The following is a 15798-nucleotide window of genomic DNA, read 5'->3' on the forward strand; positions in this document are numbered from 1 at the left end:
ATCACCTTGCTATCAATATTAATCGATTTTCAGACGTATTGGGCGCTTTTTTGTTGAAAGCAAAGGTTAAAATGTGTTGAATAACATTAAGTAGAATTGCCCCATGAGCCCAGAACGTTTTGCCCGAATAAATCAGATGCTTGATAATCGACAAGTCGACTTAACGGTTTGCCTTGATAAAGTGCATATGACTAATAATATTGCGGCGGTTCTTCGCTCTGCTGACTGTGTGGGAATTTATGAAATTCATGCCGTGTGGCCCGATATTGATATGCGGGTATCTGGTAATACCGCCTCTGGAAGCCAACAGTGGGTTAACACAGTCAAACACGACACATTTGCTCAAGCTAATCACGCATTTAAAGCACAAAAAATGCAGGTGTTAACCACCACTTTTTCAGATGCTGCAGTGGATTTTCGCGAGATAGATTATACCCAGCCAACCGTCATCGTAATGGGTAATGAGCGTGATGGCGTCAGCGCAGAAGCGATTGAAGCGGCCGACCAACACATCATCATCCCCATGAGAGGCATGGTGCAATCACTCAATGTGTCAGTGGCTGCCGCATTAGTAATGTATGAAGCCCAGCGCCAACGCGAACAAGCCAATATGTACGGCACTCGTAAACTTGACCACGTTTACTGCCAAACTATGCTGTTTGAACAAGGTCATCCCATCTACGCCAATGCCTGTCGCCGTAAACAAATCCCCTACCCCGCTATCGATCTGCAAGGGCAAATTGTCGCCGACAGTGCATGGTGGCAGCGAATGCGCGCCCCTGACCCACAAGCGCTGCTAGCCAAGAGCGAGATTGATTCAACCCCTGACGAAACCCTGCTGATTCAATGATTGTATAATGCCAACAAACTATTTAGGATCAGCTTATCTGATCGCAAACAAGAATTAACTTAATGACTACTGAGCTTTATTTTATCTACGACTCACATTGCCCTTGGAGCTACGCAGCCACACCTTTGGTCAACGCATTGCAACAAGCCTATCCAGACATGAATGTACACTTGCTACATAGCGCGCATTACATCGGCAAAGACAGTGCTGGCGAAGAGCAGATGCAAGCCGCGGCAAAAATTAGTGGGCTTAAATTTGGTAGAGATCATCTTCGCTATGTAAACAGTCCTAAAAACTCAATAAAGACCGCAAACTTGATGGGATGGGTGCAGAGTAAGCAAGCTGACAAGCAATTGCCCGTGCTCAATGCGATACAAAGAGCACACTTCATTGAAGGCAATCCGCTGGATAATAAACACGACTTCACTGACATCGTAGAGAAGTTTAAACTGTCACCATCAAATAAAGTGTTTAAAGATGAGCTCAGTACGGATGCAGAATACGTACTAGAAGATATAGAAGAAATCCAACAAATCATCGGCACCACGGGCTTCCCCGTAATGGTAATGACAGTTAATGATAACGCCATCTTTATCGATCACTCACAATATCTTAGCGACCCTCAAGCCGTAGTCGCTGCGGTTGAAAAAGAGATCGCCGCTATTAAGTAAATAAAGAGTTAACTAAATAAAGAGTTAACTAGCTTTATCTATCACCGCCATTAACTAGGATATGGACATGACTCAGTGTCCGTTTGTGCCAATGTCGGATCCAGCTCGGTGTTTTATCCTCTTTAGAGGTTATAAAAGATAGCGCCACTACTATGTTGAATAAATTCGACCTCTAAAGTCTACAGAGTGTTCAATCGGCTTTGTCGTTGGCTTGTCTCTTGATGATGCTCACAACGGGATAATGTTGATTACTTTATCCCAACCCTCTTTGCTCGCTAAGTTTGCTGCTTTAGCCACGCTCATTTTTTGGGTTTGGGTTTGAGTTTGGGTTTGAGTTTGGATTTTTCACGATACTGTGCGTTCAGGACACTATAAACCTAACTGCAGCAAAGATAATGGGTCACGACCTTATCATTTGTCAGTTATTCCCCACCAAGCAGATTCTTTGCGACTACATGTTGATGTTTTTCGCGGCTATGCCCATTATTAGCATTCACAGCCTTGCGAACACACATAACGTGTTTAATCTGGGTGCTAAAAAATGCACTAGAAACATATCAATGTACACCTTCGGGCTTTACTTGTTTCATATGCCTGTCTTGTATTTCGTGTCAGCGGTTACCCCATAAGCCCAAATGCCGTATATTCATGTTCTTGGTGTCTGGATAATGACTCCGACTATTGCGATATCTCTGAGCGTCTGGGCCGAAAAAAACGGTATCGATACAGCTTTTTTTACTCGCGTCATCGACAAACTGCACATAAGGGAGTGGTTCATGCTCATCTTTAATTTTATCCGGCGATTTGGACTTGAGATCACCCGAACACGTAACAGCTCGTTATTTATCTTGCTGCTGGCTTGCGGAGTGCTTGGTTATTTCGGCTTCTCACTTGCGGGTGAAAGCAACATCGTCTCATCTCCACTTAACTTCATTTACTGGAGCGTAGTTACCGCAAGTTCGCTTGGTTATGGCGACATTTACCCCGAAACACTTGCTGGCAAAATGCTTTTAACATTTTACTACTTACCCGTTAATTTTGTGTTGTTCAGTATACTGATCGGCAAAATGGGCAAATTTATCTTTAACGGTTGGAATTTACACATGACGGGAAAATCAAATATCACCGCACTGCAAGGTCACATTATTCTGATTTGTAGCACTGCTGAAAAGTCGCGAAAGCTTATCCAACTTATCCTTGATGATCATAACCGACCCGACAGAACCATTGTATTGCTTACCAATGGCGACTTTGCTCACCCGTTCCCTGATAACGAAAAAATCAAATACTTGTCAGTCGACAATTTGCATGATCAAGATGTACTTAACAAAGTCTGCATTAGTAGCGCCGACAAAATTGCTATCGACTTAGAGAATGATGACCGCAACTTCAGCTTGGCGGTTCACTATTCAACCAAGGTGAGTGAAAACAGTTTTATCGCTACTTTTATCGATAACGAAGACCAAGCACAAGCCCTGCGACAGCTAAATAAACCTATCGAGGTGCTCAGCTCCAATAAAAATGAAAAGCTGGTGCGGTCACTTCAAGATAGCGGCTCAGACCTGGCGTTCCAAAGCTTGCTAACCAATTCTGGCCAAACAATGCATGCACAAGAAGTGGTATTGTCAAAGCCGCGCACTGTGGCCGATGTAGCGGCCTTCATCAAAGGTAATCACAACGCGATTTTCATTGGGGTAGCCAATGATAAGCTTGGCAAAACGCTGGCGATTAATCCAGACGACGATGAAGTACTCCCAGTGGGGAAAAGCACTTTCCTTTACTATATTGCGTTAGACCGAATAACCTTCGACCAAAACGGATTTTAAGCAAAAAAGCGCCTTCAATTGGCTAGTGAAATATATTTTGCTAGGACACGTTGGGGCGCTAAATTAACTTTTTGATCAATATCTCATCGCCATAGTCGATATTGTCTTTTTACATCAACAAATGGCCACCTCGGCGAGTAAAGCTTGGTAAGAGAAAGTCTGAAAATGATGTTCGATTAAGAACGGGATCAATCGATGCAATCAGCGAAATATACGCGTTGAAAGGAGCTGTTTGTAATGTTGGTGGCTGATGTCAGTTATTTTTAAAGACTTTACACATTAACCTGAGATCGGCATAAGCAGGTTGGTTTATTAAGCTGTCATCATCCCTAATTTGTATGTCGACAGCTTAATGCACCCACAGCGTAATCCAGCTTTTAAATAAGAGCTCAAAAAAGTGCTCTAGCCTCACTTATTGACTGGTCGCACTTATTTTCAAATGGTACGTAACCATCTGAAAACACAGTTAACCGATACTCTGCACTTGCGACGCCAGTAACCAGATCGCCAAAGCAAAAAATATCATCCCCATAAACTTATTTTGATATGTGCGGAATTTTTCGTTTTTCAGCAATGGTTGACCCAAACTTCCCACTAGAGCCACCAGCAACAAATTGAACGACAACCCAATAACATTAAGCAGCAGGCCTAATGCCAGCATTTGTTCACCTGAACTGGCACTGATCTGAGTAGAAACAAACTGCGGCAAAAATAACACAAAAAATATCAACGCTTTAGGGTTTAGTAGATTGCTCATCACCGCGCGGCGATAGAGTAATTTAGCGATGTTATTCTGCGACTTAATTTCCGGCGCATCGCTCGCGCTACTGCGCATGCAATCCCAGCCCATTTTAAGTAAATAAGCGCCGCCCAATACCCGTAATAGCTCTAACGCCATTGGATTCATTGCCACTAATGCAGACACGCCCATTGCAGCAAGTAAGGTTAAAATAAGTCCTGAGGTGGCATTACCAAAGCTGGCATAAACCCCCACTTTGCGGCCATAGCTCAAACTAGAACTAGCAATCAACAGCATGTCAGGTCCAGGAATTAACAATAACGCGACCACAGTGGTTAAATATAAAGGAAGCAAAGCCAGATCAATCATCATAAAAACACAAACAACCACTATTAAGACGGGAAAATAAGGCGCGGATCTTACAGCTATTCAACATGAATGAAAGTCATATTGTATTTAAATGAGCACGACAGTTGGCAGGGTTTGTTTACGGGAAGAATATTAAGTAGGGATAAACCAAAGCAGTATAAAAACAAGCTAAAACAATAGCAAACAATAGAATGACCTTGACTCTGAGCCCAGTGATTTTTGGCGCCCAAAGAGTAAAGGCCAGCCCTGACGGCTAGCCTTTCATTTTTAACGGTAAGAGAATGTGACTCTCCTCCTACTTATAAAATGCTTCAACCTTGCCTTTAACCGTTGTCATAAGTGGTTGCCCACGACGATCCAACGCTTTATGCGCCGCGACTTTTAGCCAGCCTTCACTGATACAATATTCCTCGACATCAGCACGCTCTTTGCCGTTGAACAAAATACCAATCTCGTGCTCAAAAATGGCTGCCACATGATGTGGGCTACGTGGATTTGAAGAAAGGCGATCCGGTAAAGCTGGTTTTGATGTAGTGTCGTTCATGGTCTGGTCTGCAGTGAATAAAGCGTGCGCCATTGTAGGCAATACTGGCCTGATGCTCAATAGCGGCAGTCATAAATGTGAGTGACGAGCCCCACTTCTTTGGACAATAGCGACACAATAGCGAGACATTTTATCGCGACCCCATTGATAGCAACCCCATTGCATCGCCACGTCTTACGCCATCACAGCTCAGTCAACTGGATGATCCGGCCGTTTAAGCATAAAGCTTACCCTGACCCAATTTATCTTCAATTTACCTGTCAATTTACCTGTCATTGCATCGCCACGCCTTACACCAACACAGTTCCACTAACACAGTTCCACTAACACAGCTCAGCCAACGGCATGAACCGGCCGTTTAGGCCGATAGCATAAAGCTTACCCTGACCCAATTTATCTATGCGGTGCGTTATGCATTTTTAGAACTCGGTATTGATGACGGCGTGATTGTTGCCCGTACCGATTCATTAGGTGCAGGCTTAACTCAAAAAATTGCAGTCACTAAAGAAGCTGGCGATCTAGGCGATTTATACAATAGCTTCCTTGAAGTTGAAGCCGTTGATGCAGCAAAACTTGAAAACGGTGATGTGGTATTCAAGCAAGGTGGCAAACTGGTCAAACCGGCTCGTCTACCAAATGGCTTATTTAAGTTCCGTGCTGGTACGGGTGAAGAGCGTTGTGTACTTGACTGTATTACCTCATTGCAAAATGGTGCTGATTTATTGTGGATTGAAACTGAAAAGCCGCATGTATCTCAAATCGGTGCCATGGTTAACGAAATCCGCAAAGTTGTTCCTAATGCTAAGCTTGTGTATAACAACTCGCCATCGTTTAACTGGACGCTTAACTTCCGTCAGCAAGTATTTGATGCGATGCAAAAAGCAGGACAAGACGTATCAGCTTACGACCGCCCTCAATTAATGAGTGTTGATTACGATGGCACTGAGCTTGCTATCCAAGCTGATGAAAAAATTCGTACTTTCCAAGCTGACTCGGCACGTGAAGCAGGTATTTTCCATCACCTTATTACACTACCGACTTACCATACAGCAGCACTGTCTACCGATAACTTGGCTAAAGAATACTTCGGTGACCAAGGTATGTTGGGTTATGTTGCCAATGTTCAACGTAAGGAAATCCGTCAAGGTATCGCCTGTGTTAAACATCAAAACATGGCTGGTTCAGACATGGGTGATGCACATAAAGAGTACTTCTCTGGTGACCAAGCGCTTAAAGCGTCAGGTAAAGACAACACAATGAACCAGTTCTAAGACAGCTTTTATAAACTGCTTTTATACACAGATTTATAAACTGCTTGTGTAGAGAGTAGAAAACGACTTACCTAAATAGTGACTAGCTTAAGCGATGTTTTTGAAGTGAACATGACTAACAGCGAAAACTAAACCCAAAAGGCCTGCTTAAAATAAGCAGGCCTTTTTATGTGTCACACTTAGGTAAACGTTAGGGTAAATTGGTCACTGTGACGATAACTCACTAACGAAGCAGACTAACACAGCAAATCCGGCACTTCCTTTACTGCAACCCATTGAGATCCCCTGATACAAGTCATTCTTATGCAATGACATTTTTGACTACTGCAACGGCCCATTTAGATCAATTGCGACGCTTAACGATTGATGAAAATTTCCACTTACATTATTACCAAACTCGGAGTATATTAATCCAGCAGATTCATGGATTTAGAATTGCGACCTACTACTTAGGTCACATTACGTGCAAGGACGACAATGACAAGTTTATCCTCCAGTTTATTATCAGTAGGCATTCTTCTTTCGAGCATGTTCGTCACCCTTGGGGTGATGTTTGTATTGCTCAAACAGCGCGACAGCACGGTAAAGCTACCCGTCGACCGCGACCAGCTTCAGCCCATTCCCGCATTTGGTTTACTGCCACTCTATTTTAAAGACGGCCGCTTATGCTTTTCATCGTGGAACTGTTTTAGTCTAACCGAACAAATAACGCGACAAGCAATACTCGCAACACAGCCATTCAGCCAGTGGTTAGCTATTGTACGAGCCGTCACCAACAAAGAACCCACTAGCCAAATAAAAGCACCGTTTTCACTTTTTTGTAGTAGAGAGTTAAAGAATAAGCAGTTGGTCAAAACCATACCAGCCGTCCGAACCCAAATACTCAGCCAACAACAAGTCGACGCGATTGTTTATCAAGTCGCACAGCGGTGTTTGAGTAAGAGTGAGGTGAGGAAATGATTTATTATCAAAAAAATATTTATCCAAATTACATAAGTAATTTAATTGGTAATTGTAAGCATATTATAAAGGTATGGTTATGAATCTTATCTCTTATACTGAAACAAACATGTCTGATTATGCACATACTGCAACAGGAAAAATATTTTCAATTGCCATCGACATTACCGACCTAGAATTGAGAGTTAAGGAAATGCTAACAGTGGCATTGGATACTAGTTGGTTGCAACCAATGGATGTAATTGATCGTATGGGTTATGAAGCTCGATCCAAACGGACTGTTGATAAAGTAACTAATGAAATACTTAACAACGTTGAAACCGATATATCAGAAGACTTTGGTGAATACATGGTTTCTGATGTTGCACAAACAGCCCTCAAAAAACATTTTTATCATATCCGTTTACCTTTAGCTGAACTTATTAAGGAAAAAATATCGGGAAATCCAGGTTTTGATTTTCATACTGAGTCACCAGAGGCTTTAGTTGCCTTTGGTGAAGCAAAGTACAGTGGCGTAAAAAATGCACATGGCCGCGCACTTAAACAAATAAATGAATTTATTCAAGATAAAAAAGATATTCAGGAATTCCCTGATATTAGGAGGTTTGTAACTGAGGCTGCAATACAAAATGCCGCTGCAGGAAAGAAAGCATATAGTGCTGCATTTTCTATCACTACCGGAGATGTAGCTGCAATAATGGATAATGCACTGACTTCAATTCATATGAAGACATTACTGACCTATGAAGCGGTATATTTAATTGGAGTAAAAGTTAGTGCTTAAAAATATAATCCAAGGAATAGGAATTCGAGAAGTTCTTGAAAGTGCAATTAGGGAGTTTCATGAGACAGGGCCAATAAATATGGCTACTCTAGAAAAGTTAAGCTTAATAAAAATTCATTACCCTGAAGTTTTTAACGAATATGAGGCTAAAATCCTCAGCGTGATGGGACTCTTTTATAAGATTGCAGAACCTAAATCTTTTATAGAATCTGTGTATAAAAATTTAGGGGATACTATAGAAGAGCAATTTGGTAAGCCTTTCACTCCAATGCAGGCGAGTGCTTATAAATCTATTGTATCAAATAGATTTTATTCATTTTCAGCACCAACAAGCACAGGTAAGTCTCATCTTTTTAGAGATTTAATAACAGAAGAACAGCATGATATTGTAATTATTGTGCCTTCAAGAGCGTTGATTGCTGAGTTTTATTCTTTAGTCGTAGACCTTGTCGGTAAAGAGGTATTAGTTCTTCAATTTGTTGAAAACATTAATCAGCATCACACGGCAAGACGAATATTTATTATTACACCAGAGCGAGGTGTTGAGCTTTTTAAATATGCTGATGAGTTTGAAGTTGGACTTTTCCTTTTTGATGAAGCGCAATTATCAGAGGAGCCAATTAGGGGGATATCGTTTGATGCATTTGTTAGGCGATCTGAAAAGTTATTCCCGAAAGCCAAGAAAGTATTTGCACACCCATTTGTATCTAACCCTGAAGCTCAATTATCTAAACATAGTTTTCTTGAAAATTCAGGTTCAAATAGTTTTAAACAAAATAATGTTGGCAAAGTTTACTTATCACGAAATGAAGATGGTGAGTTAGAATACTTTTCGCCATTTAATGATTCTGCTCATGTGAAGTGTGAAATTGATATTGTAGAAAGTACTCTTAAAAATGATGGGACAGCTTTAATTTATATTTCTAAAAGTAAAATTTTAAATGGTGGACATATTGAAGGGTTTGGAAAATATATTGCTTTGTGCCCTATTTTGGAAAACCCACCAGCCATTAAAATGGTAGATGAATTGACGAAGTATATTGGAGCATCAGAGGGACAATTTGGTAAGCAATCATCTTTTTTGACTTTAATGGAGAGAGGCGTTGTTGTTCATCACGGCTCCATGCCTTTAAAAGCGAGGTTATTGATAGAGCAATTTGTAAGAGATGGTTATGCTAAAATTTGTTTTGCAACGGCTACCTTGAATCAAGGTATCAATATGCCATTTGATTGCGTTTGGATTGATAACTTTCATATGATGAAAGAGTTAACTTTGAAGAATTTGATTGGGAGAGCCGGACGAACAACACAAACCCCTAATCAGTTTGACTTCGGTTATACAATAATCAATAAAGCTAATGTAACTACTTTTAGATCTAGAATTATATCCTCTATTGAGCTTGATCCGACTTCAAAACTGGATGACGATTCGAAGGACATCCCGGATGACTACTCTGATTTGATCACTGCTATTAAAACAGATACATTTAATGATGACCTTCACTTAACTGATTCTCAAGTAGATCGACTAAAAGAATCTAATCTTAAGTCAGATGTAAGGTTTGTTTTGGATAAATTGATTGATGGTGATAAAGCTATAGGCGGTCATCAATACTATGAAATAAAGCCTTCTATTAGAAAAAAATTAAAAGAGACACTAAAAAAAATATACATTACTCATTTAAAAAGAGATTCATTAACTGTACAAGAGCAAACAATTTTAAGTGCCTCTATTCCATTATTGTTATGGAGGGTTCAGGGGAAAGCATTTAGTGAAACATTATCATTAAGACATTCTTATTTAACTCGAAGAGATGAACGACGAGCTTTACTAAAAAAATTAAAACAAAAATCAATTTCCCAAGAAGAATACAATAAGGCTTTTGATGAAATAAAAATTCAATATTCAGCAAGAGCAGAGAGTTTACCAAATAAGAATGCACGGGCTATTAATTTATTCCGTCGTGGAGCGCCTGTTAAAGAATTCGATTATGACCTGTTAGTGTATGATACATATGATTATTTAGATAAAGTTATTAATTTATCTTTATCAGATCCTTTGTGTGCAGCCCTAACCATTTATTATCAAGAAACCGAAGATGTTAGAGCCAAAATTTTAAGAAACTTTATTCGATATGGAACAAATAATGAAATTGAAATTTGGCTATTAAAATATGGATTTGACCCTGAAGACACTGAATGGATAGGCTTATATATTCAGCACATTGATGAGCAAGGTATTATTTTTATTGATAATCTAAATGACTTAAGTGAAGATCAACTACGTATAATCGAAAGATATATTTATTAACCTCAACTAGAGTTAACAATAAATGGGGTCAGAACCTGACGAATCCAAAAGAATGAACAAAAGTGGGGTCAGAGTCTGACGAATCCCCACAAAAGAATGAATAAAAATAATGAGATAGATTAAAAACTGAGGAACATTCATGGCATTTGGTGATCAAATTTATCGCCAAACAAAAATTACCACGAGTCAATGCCATGAATGCAAAACACCTTTTATCAAAATGCCTCTCACTTGTCGCCCGCCCTTTTATCGCAAAAGATGCACAAAAGATGCGCAAAAAACGCATAAAACTCGCCGACAGAGTCTGTTCTCTGCAATTGAAAGCTCAATGAATGGTGGAGCATTATAAATCACAGGGCTTGGCCGAGGCCCCACTTATAACTGCCGTCGCTATGTCAGCATGGACATCCACGTTATTGGCATGATACTCAGGCGAGTTAGCGGGAAATCATTAATCGAACTTTTACAGCAAAATATCTGGAACACCATCGGCATGGAAAGCGATGCCGATTGGCTTACCGACTCCCAAGGTAGCGCATTTGCGTTAGGCGGCTTAAATGTTACCACCCGTGACTACGCCCGCTTTGGCCGCTTATTACTCAATAATGGCGCATTTAATGGCAAGCAAATCGTGTCAGCTGCTTGGATTAAAGCCGCCACTACACCGCAAGCAGATTACCTACAACCACAAGTCGGCAAGTTAGGTTATGGCTATCAAATTTGGTTACCGTCAGAAGCACAGCAAGGTGAATTTTTCTGTGTCGGTGTATACGGACAATATATTTATGTAAACCAAAAACACAATGTGGTGATCGTTAAAAATAGTGCCGATTTAGGCTTTCTTGATGAGTTGAATTAAAAACAAAAAACCATCGCATTTTTCCGTGAGATTGTGGCGTCATTGGAGTAGATGGAGTCTCGTTCGATTCTGCCCCACTTTTCGATTGCTCACTTATCTGAAGCTCACTTATCGATTGCGCATTTATCGGCAGATCACTTTTCGATTGCTCGCTTTTCGATTACTGAGCATCAACCCGAATACCATGCGACGCAAGATGAAAAGTTAGCTTTTTTAGTAGATAAATTTAATAGCTAACGTCACATATTTCGTTTTTGGAGTAGCCTCTGCCGATTTAGCTCATCGAGCTGTTCGGTAAGGTTGAGGATTTGTTGTTGCAGCGCTCGATATTGAGTCTGGCTGGACTCATTAACAGGCTGGTCGTCCAACGCTTTCGTTGCCCACATTTTGGTAAGCTGAATGATCAGATGTTCGGCTTGGCTCAGATTGTCATGCTCAATCTGTTTAATCATCAGTAACCGAAAGCAGTCGAACAGTATGGTGAGCATAAACTCATGGCTGAGCTGCTGCTCTTGTTCCTGAGTCATAGAGTCTTTAAAGCCGATGGCGGCGATTAAATTAGAGACTGTGGTAACTGTGGTTGCCCCAATAAAAAGCGACTGGATCTCGGGCTCCAACATCAGAACCCGCTCAAGCTGTTGCGACAACTTACCTTTATTCCACTGAGCGCCCAGCGCCTTAATGAACGTCATATCAACCCACCCGTTATAAAACCTTGTCTCTTAACGATACTGCCTATTAACGATATAGGCGTGCCGTTATTGGAACTAGGTTTAATTTTTTGATTAGTCCCTCTAAATAAACTTGAGTCAACAATGCTATGCCGCGATAAAAATCAGTTCTAGCATGTTCAGTCATAAGCTCCAGGCAGCGACCCGACCAAGGAAGTAAGTGTTGCTGGAGCAAGATCATGCAACTTCGTTCTAGTGGTTCGTTATCTTCAGTTTGCGCCCATTGGGTAAACATTTGATCCAATACCGCGAAAAATAGGCCGATATGATCAACGGGTTGATTGCTATCGAGCTCGAAGCTGATCCCTTGTTCTTGATAGAAGGCTTTTAGTGCCATGGTCGACTTGTCATTGAGCAGTTGCCTCTCGCTCAAGTAGACCGATCCCCAAGGCACAGCATTGGGCTCGCCCGGTCCATAGAAGAGTTGTGCATAGTCCAGTTTTAAGGCTTGTTGTTTATCTTCAGTCCATTGGCCGAGATAATTGGCCAGCAACTCGCGGCCACTCGACTCTTTGGCCGATGCGCTGAACTGTGGCCAGCTTTGAGCAACACCATGCTCAATAAAACCTTGGATTAACTCAGGGGTCGGATCGTTAAAGAGTACATTGTGAAGAATGCGCGCAATGCCTTGATATTCTAGGCGTTCATTTTCGGTAAGGAATGACATGCTAACCTCGTTTGTGGAACTAAAATGTGTTTGAACTAAAATGTGTCGAAACTAAAATGTGTCGCAACTAACAGCAAAAAAACGCTAAAAAAGGTGCCACTCCAAATGAATGGCACCAATCAGGGGGGTTAAACTTCTGCGTAGTTCAACACTTCTCCATCAGTGGCACCACTTGGGCGAGAATGACGGTTAGGTGTGATAAGTAAGTTGGGCGTGGTGACACTGCTTTGTGGCAGCGGAGCAACAGCCGGTGAGATGGCGCCCGGGTACTTAGCCTTCAGTTCGTCCATCGGCCCAAAATCGATAGCACGCATAGGGCAAGACTCGACACATGAAGGTTGTTTACCTTCAGCCAAGCGCTCAAAACAACCATCACACTTGGTCATCACCTTACGATCTTTATCTATCTGCGGTGCATCGTATGGGCAAGCTCTTGCGCAGCTTTCACAGCCGATACACAGATCCGCCGCCACATGGACTAAACCATCTTCGCGGCGCTTGTGCATTGCGCCAGTTGGACAGGCCTTAACACACACAGGTTCAGAGCAGTGGTTACAAGCGATAGACAGGTAATAGGCGAATACGTTTTGGCTTACAGTACCATCACCATGTTCTGTCCATTGTCCCCCACCATATTCATACACCCGGCGCCAGTTGATGCCAACGGGAAGATCTTTACGATCCTTACACGATATCTGACAGGTTTTACAGCCAGTACATTTACTTGCGTCGACATGAAAGCCGTATTGGATATTATTGCTCATTGTTAACTCCTATCAGACCTTACGGATTTCAACCAGGTTAGTGTGCTGAGGATTACCTTTCGTTATAGGTGTGGTGCGTTGTGTGGTCAGCACGTTTAAACAACCGCCTTTATCCACCGCGCCGCCGGGTAGGAACCATGCGCCCTGACCCAGTGCAGTTACGCCGACCATGATACGAGGTGTTACCTTCACTTCGACCTCGATGGTGCCGCGATCATTGAAAATGTGGACCTTATCACCAGTGCTAAGTCCACGCTTATTCGCATCCAGTGGATTCATCCAAACTGCATCCTGTACGGCTTCACGAAGCCAGGGGACGTTGTGAAAGCTTGAGTGGGCACGACCCTTAGTGTGATAACCCGTAAGTTGTAATGGATACTTCTTCTTGGTCTCAGTATCTTCATAACCTTCCCAAGTGGGCACGTATTTAGGTAGCGCAGATATTACGTCACCCTCTTTGAGCTTCCAGGTACGCGCTTTCTCTGCCAAGCGTGATGAGTAGATCTCAATCTTTCCAGAGGGTGTGCCTAGAGGATTTGCATCGGGATCGGTACGGAAATCTTCCAGTACGATATAACCGCCGTTCGGCAGATACTTGCGATAGATACCTTGTGTGAGCATCTGCTCTTTTGCTGGTAATTCTGGGGTGGCAGCTTTAGATTCGGCATAGAATTGATCCAGCCATTCTTTGCGGCTCTTACCTTCGGTAAACTCAGATTCAACCCCCATACGTCTCGCTAAGTCGACACAAACCTCATAGATAGGACGGCTCTCAAACATAGGGTCGACGCCTGTGCTCATCTGTACCAAGGAGGCGGTATCACCCGCTGCGTAACTTTGGTTAACTAAGTCTTCTGATTCAAGCCATGACACATCTGGCAGCAGGATATCGGCAAACTTGGCACTGGGCGTCATCCAGTTATCGACGACTAAGATAAATTCACATTTAGCTTCATCTTGGAGTAGCTTCTCGGTTTTACGCACATCAGAGTGTTGGTTAATCAGCGCATTACCACCATAGTTGATGATCGCCTTGATATCAGTGCCCAACTTGCCGTCACCCTCGTCATCAAGATCCACACCTTGTACCCCATCGGACAGGACGGTCATGTTTTTACCGTCTTCGATGGCCTGAGTGAAGGTAAAGAATGAGATGGCTTTCTTCACTGGGTTTGAGCCAGTAGGCATTGACGGTGCGTGTAGAGAAGAGCCCTTACACAGACCGCCACAGTTAGTACCCGGCAGACCCAGTTGACCTAATAAGATAGGCAACATGTAACCTGCACGGGTGTTGTTTTCACCGGCAGCCTGGCGGTTTAGCGAAGCGGCAATCTGGATGAAAGGGGCACGAGCCGCAGCCAGTTCACGGGCCAATTCGACAATAAGGTGGGCTTCGATACCTGTGATAGCAGCAGCCCACTCTGGCGTTTTAGCATTAACGCCCGGAATTGAGTCGCCAACCGTGGCGTTATCGAGAATATACGCCTTATAGCTTTCTTCATATCCAATGCCTGCAGGCATGGTTTTCTCGTCATAACCGACACAATATTTATCCAAGAAGGCCTGATTGACTGTGTTAGTGGTGATCCACTCATAAGCCAAAGCTTCGAACAGCGCCGCGTCGGTACCCGGACGGATAGCGAGCCATTGATCTTCTTTACCTACGGCAGAGTCGGTATAACGGGGATCGATCAAGATAGTCTTAAAGTTATGCTTCTGCTTTTGTACCAGGAAGTCATAGGCTTCGCCCGAACCACTCATGCGGATCTCGGATGGGTTGTAGCCAACCATCAGCACTAAGTCTGAGTTTTGCATCTCAGACACACTGCTTCCCTGCCAGCCAGGACCGGCTGAGCCGTATGTTTGTCCGGCTGCTTCATAAATTTGTGACCAGCTATAATCGCCATAGGCGTTGAGATATCCCCCCTTAAGGTTCATCAGACGGTAGAGACACTGCTTACCCGAAAAGTGATAACGCGCACCCGAGTTATAGGTGAAGTGAATCGATTCATTACCGTACTGATATATGGTGTCTTGCAATTTTTCGGCGACAAGATCAAGGGCTTCATCCCAGCTGATCCGTTCAAATTGCCCGCTACCACGAGGACCAACACGCTTCATCGGATATTTCAGACGATCAGGTGCGTAAACACGTTTACGCAAAGAGCGTCCCCGTGGGCAAGCGCGCACATCATGGTCGCCGTACTTATCTGTGGTGGTAAATTGAGACTCTACCCGGGTAATCACCCCATCGGTAGAAAAAACCTGTACCGGACAGTTAGATCCACAGTTAACCAAACAAGCCGACCAGTTGAGCTTTTCACCGGCAACAGGTGGCGTAGGCGGCACTACTTCAACATCTTTAGAGCTTGAGTTACAGCCTGAAACCGTTGCTACGCAACTTAGTGCGGCACTCATTTTTAAGAAACTTCTGCGTTCCATTATCTTTTCC

At 42.7% G+C, this 15798-nt stretch carries 15 protein-coding genes and 1 pseudogene; 10 read left to right on the plus strand and 6 right to left on the minus strand.

Going from position 1 to position 15798, the window contains the following annotated elements; translation table 11 throughout:
• Positions 1–103: 103 nt before the first annotated feature.
• The 3 genes from trmH (at position 104) to EGC80_RS00600 (ending at position 3347) form a co-directional block, all read left to right on the plus strand.
• Positions 104–850, plus strand: a complete 747-nt coding sequence (gene trmH / locus EGC80_RS00590) for a tRNA (guanosine(18)-2'-O)-methyltransferase TrmH (protein WP_124013810.1) — start codon at positions 104–106, stop codon at positions 848–850.
• A 62-nt stretch (positions 851–912) separates the two neighbouring features.
• Positions 913–1521, plus strand: coding sequence for a DsbA family protein (locus tag EGC80_RS00595; protein WP_124013809.1), 609 nt, complete (start codon positions 913–915; stop codon positions 1519–1521).
• Positions 1522–2297: 776 nt separating this feature from the next.
• The gene (locus EGC80_RS00600; protein WP_157822211.1) at positions 2298–3347 is read left to right on the plus strand and encodes a potassium channel family protein; all 1050 of its coding nucleotides are present in this window, start codon (positions 2298–2300) and stop codon (positions 3345–3347) included.
• Between the two features lie 466 nt (positions 3348–3813).
• Here the strand turns inward: EGC80_RS00600 and EGC80_RS00605 are convergent, their stop codons facing one another.
• Both EGC80_RS00605 and EGC80_RS00610 read right to left on the minus strand, forming a co-directional pair.
• Positions 3814–4458: a LysE family translocator gene (locus EGC80_RS00605; RefSeq protein ID WP_101032750.1), complete on the minus strand. Its 645-nt coding sequence runs from the start codon at positions 4456–4458 to the stop codon at positions 3814–3816.
• Positions 4459–4750: 292 nt separating this feature from the next.
• Entirely contained in the window at positions 4751–4999 is a 249-nt protein-coding gene (locus tag EGC80_RS00610; RefSeq protein WP_101032751.1) for a DUF3297 family protein, read from the minus strand.
• Positions 5000–5394: 395 nt separating this feature from the next.
• Between EGC80_RS00610 and EGC80_RS00615 the strand changes: the two are divergent.
• The 7 genes and pseudogenes from EGC80_RS00615 to EGC80_RS00640 form a co-directional block, all read left to right on the plus strand.
• Positions 5395–6270: pseudogene (locus EGC80_RS00615) on the plus strand (isocitrate lyase); the annotation flags it as partial.
• A 477-nt stretch (positions 6271–6747) separates the two neighbouring features.
• A complete protein-coding gene (locus tag EGC80_RS00620; protein WP_124013807.1) occupies positions 6748–7230 on the plus strand; it encodes a hypothetical protein in 483 nt (160 codons plus the stop codon).
• 79 nt (positions 7231–7309) lie between these two features.
• The gene (locus EGC80_RS00625) at positions 7310–8014 is read left to right on the plus strand and encodes a hypothetical protein (RefSeq protein WP_233768574.1); all 705 of its coding nucleotides are present in this window, start codon (positions 7310–7312) and stop codon (positions 8012–8014) included.
• Positions 8007–10325, plus strand: a complete 2319-nt coding sequence (locus EGC80_RS00630; protein WP_124013806.1) for a DEAD/DEAH box helicase — start codon at positions 8007–8009, stop codon at positions 10323–10325. Before EGC80_RS00625 ends, EGC80_RS00630 begins: the two co-directional genes overlap by 8 nt.
• Positions 10326–10464: 139 nt before the next feature.
• Positions 10465–10674, plus strand: a complete 210-nt coding sequence (locus tag EGC80_RS22305) for a hypothetical protein (RefSeq protein WP_164839393.1) — start codon at positions 10465–10467, stop codon at positions 10672–10674.
• Positions 10675–11184: a serine hydrolase domain-containing protein gene (locus tag EGC80_RS00635; protein ID WP_267898638.1), complete on the plus strand. Its 510-nt coding sequence runs from the start codon at positions 10675–10677 to the stop codon at positions 11182–11184. It abuts the gene before it with no gap.
• Between the two features lie 51 nt (positions 11185–11235).
• Complete coding sequence (locus EGC80_RS00640) at positions 11236–11421, plus strand: hypothetical protein (protein ID WP_124013805.1); 186 nt, start codon at positions 11236–11238, stop codon at positions 11419–11421.
• A 2-nt stretch (positions 11422–11423) separates the two neighbouring features.
• On the opposite strand, the gene EGC80_RS00645 is transcribed toward EGC80_RS00640, so the two are convergent.
• From EGC80_RS00645 to EGC80_RS00660, 4 genes are all read right to left on the minus strand, one after another.
• Complete coding sequence (locus EGC80_RS00645; RefSeq protein ID WP_124013804.1) at positions 11424–11876, minus strand: hypothetical protein; 453 nt, start codon at positions 11874–11876, stop codon at positions 11424–11426.
• 46 nt (positions 11877–11922) lie between these two features.
• On the minus strand, positions 11923–12582 hold the full coding sequence (locus tag EGC80_RS00650) for a TorD/DmsD family molecular chaperone (protein WP_124013803.1): 660 nt from the start codon (positions 12580–12582) through the stop codon (positions 11923–11925).
• Between the two features lie 128 nt (positions 12583–12710).
• Entirely contained in the window at positions 12711–13346 is a 636-nt protein-coding gene (locus tag EGC80_RS00655) for a DMSO/selenate family reductase complex B subunit (protein ID WP_124013802.1), read from the minus strand.
• A 12-nt stretch (positions 13347–13358) separates the two neighbouring features.
• Positions 13359–15788: a DMSO/selenate family reductase complex A subunit gene (locus tag EGC80_RS00660; protein WP_124013801.1), complete on the minus strand. Its 2430-nt coding sequence runs from the start codon at positions 15786–15788 to the stop codon at positions 13359–13361.
• Positions 15789–15798: the final 10 nt, after the last annotated feature.

Source organism: Shewanella psychromarinicola (assembly GCF_003855155.1).
GTDB lineage: Bacteria > Pseudomonadota > Gammaproteobacteria > Enterobacterales > Shewanellaceae > Shewanella > Shewanella psychromarinicola.

Excerpts from the sequence above, each read along its gene's own strand:
- trmH (WP_124013810.1), top strand. The coding sequence starts at position 104 with ATGAGCCCAGAACGTTTTGCCCGAATAAATCAGATGCTTGATAATCGA.
- EGC80_RS00595 (WP_124013809.1), top strand. The coding sequence starts at position 913 with ATGACTACTGAGCTTTATTTTATCTACGACTCACATTGCCCTTGGAGC.
- EGC80_RS00600 (WP_157822211.1), top strand. The coding sequence starts at position 2,298 with ATGCTCATCTTTAATTTTATCCGGCGATTTGGACTTGAGATCACCCGA.
- EGC80_RS00605 (WP_101032750.1), bottom strand. The coding sequence starts at position 4,458 with ATGATGATTGATCTGGCTTTGCTTCCTTTATATTTAACCACTGTGGTC.
- EGC80_RS00610 (WP_101032751.1), bottom strand. The coding sequence starts at position 4,999 with ATGAACGACACTACATCAAAACCAGCTTTACCGGATCGCCTTTCTTCA.
- EGC80_RS00620 (WP_124013807.1), top strand. The coding sequence starts at position 6,748 with ATGACAAGTTTATCCTCCAGTTTATTATCAGTAGGCATTCTTCTTTCG.
- EGC80_RS00625 (WP_233768574.1), top strand. The coding sequence starts at position 7,310 with ATGAATCTTATCTCTTATACTGAAACAAACATGTCTGATTATGCACAT.
- EGC80_RS22305 (WP_164839393.1), top strand. The coding sequence starts at position 10,465 with ATGGCATTTGGTGATCAAATTTATCGCCAAACAAAAATTACCACGAGT.
- EGC80_RS00640 (WP_124013805.1), top strand. The coding sequence starts at position 11,236 with ATGGAGTCTCGTTCGATTCTGCCCCACTTTTCGATTGCTCACTTATCT.
- EGC80_RS00645 (WP_124013804.1), bottom strand. The coding sequence starts at position 11,876 with ATGACGTTCATTAAGGCGCTGGGCGCTCAGTGGAATAAAGGTAAGTTG.
- EGC80_RS00650 (WP_124013803.1), bottom strand. The coding sequence starts at position 12,582 with ATGTCATTCCTTACCGAAAATGAACGCCTAGAATATCAAGGCATTGCG.
- EGC80_RS00655 (WP_124013802.1), bottom strand. The coding sequence starts at position 13,346 with ATGAGCAATAATATCCAATACGGCTTTCATGTCGACGCAAGTAAATGT.
- EGC80_RS00660 (WP_124013801.1), bottom strand. The coding sequence starts at position 15,788 with ATGGAACGCAGAAGTTTCTTAAAAATGAGTGCCGCACTAAGTTGCGTA.